This window comes from bacterium (assembly GCA_037131655.1).
In the GTDB taxonomy this organism is placed as follows: Bacteria; Armatimonadota; Fimbriimonadia; order Fimbriimonadales; family JBAXQP01; genus JBAXQP01.
Map to the genome: position 1 here is coordinate 1 of JBAXQP010000445.1, position 1766 is coordinate 1766.

Sequence of the window (1766 nt, forward strand, 5' to 3'; positions counted from 1 at the left end):
ATCATGGGCTGAACGGTTACGCCTCCGAAGTGTTCCGCACCGGCTTTTTCAGTAACTGCTTTTTGGATCTCGGTGAAAGCTTGCTGGACATCTTGTGGGCTGACTAAGTTAAGTTTGACCCCACCTACATCGGTCTTATGTGTAATAGTTTCCGAGAAAAGCTTTAACACAATCGGGTAGCCGATGGCATCTGCGGCAGCGACTGCTTCCACTTCTGATTTAGCGATTCGCGTCTCTACAACAGGAATGCCGTAGAGAGCCAGCACCTGCTTGGACTCGAATTCAGTGAGGATCGTTCGGCCTTCATTGCGTGCTTTGGCTATGATTGATTCAGCTTCATCACGGTGATGGTCTTCGGTTTCAGTAGTCCAGGCAGGAGTCTCATATAAACCACGTAGGTTATCACTGTACTGCCACATGTAAGTGAATGCGCGGGCGGCAGTATCAGGGTAGGGGAATGTTGGGATACTTGCGCGGTTCAAAATCATTTGTCCGGCTGCAACTTCCGTTCCACCCATCCAGCTTGCCAATAGGGGCTTCCCTTCGATTTTGGCGAAGGCTTTTACGTGTTCGGCCGTTTGTGTGGGATCGGTCATATCTTGCGGAGTTAAAATTACTAAGAGGCCGTCGCTGTTGGGGTCGTTAGCAGCGATTTCGAGCGCCTTGACATATCTTTCAGGATCAGCATCTCCAAGAATATCGACCGGATTACCGTGGCTCCACTGTGGCGGGAGTACTTCATTGAGTTTCTCAATTGTCTCAGGCGCCAGTTCAGCTAATTCAGCTCCGTTGGTGATTAGTGAGTCGGTTGCAAGTACACCCGGTCCACCTGCATTGGCGACGATAGTCATTCGGGGACCTTTTGGCCGAGGCTGTTTAGCCAGAACTTCGGCCATATAAAACAAGTCAGCGATATTGGTGACCCTTAAGACGCCGCTACGTCGGAAAGCCGCATCTAATACCTCATCGCTTCCCGTTAATGAACCGGTATGGGATGCTGCAGCTTTGGCGGCTGCTGCAGTTCTTCCGGCTTTGATGACGATAATCGGTTTTGAAAGAGCAACTTCACGGGCGGCAGAGAGGAACGAACGGGCATCACCGATTGATTCCATATAAATCAGAATGCTTTGAGTTCGTGGATCGTCACCCAGATAGCTAATTAAATCGCCCCAATCGACATCGGCCATCGAACCGACAGAGATGAATGCGCTGAAGCCAACATGCTGCTCGATACTCCAGTCAAGAACGGCAGTACAAAGAGCGCCGCTCTGGCTGATAAAACCAACGTTTCCTGGGCTAGCCATCACACGGGCGAAGGTAGCGTTTAACCCTGTTTGTGGGCACATTACGCCTAAACAATTGGGGCCGATTATGCGTAAGTCCCCTTTTCTAGCTTCTTCTAGAACCTGTTGTTCGAGCTTTAAGCCTTCTTCACCGAGTTCTTTAAACCCTGCGGAAATAACGATTGCGGCCTTCACGCCTGCGGCAACACATTCCTTAATAACTCCTGGAACGGCCTTTGCTGGAGTTACGATAACAGCCAAGTCAACGGTTTCCGGGACTTCGCTTATATTTGGATAGGCCAAGATTCCTAAAACACTTGCACGTTTAGGGTTAACAGGGAAGACCATTCCGCCGAATGGGTTTGTTATTAAGTTCCATAAAACAGTTCGGCCGACGCTGCCGGGAGTTTCCGTTGCGCCAATAACTGCAACACTATCCGGCGAAAAGAATACGTCGAGTGGATGTCCTCTTCGACGTAATAT

The 1766-nt window shown here is 49.9% G+C and carries 1 protein-coding gene; it reads right to left on the minus strand.

Annotation, left to right across the window (positions count from 1 at the left end; translation table 11 throughout):
- Positions 1-1766: acetate--CoA ligase family protein (locus tag WCO51_13465; GenBank protein ID MEI6514261.1), on the minus strand; the 1766-nt coding region annotated here is incomplete at its 3' end.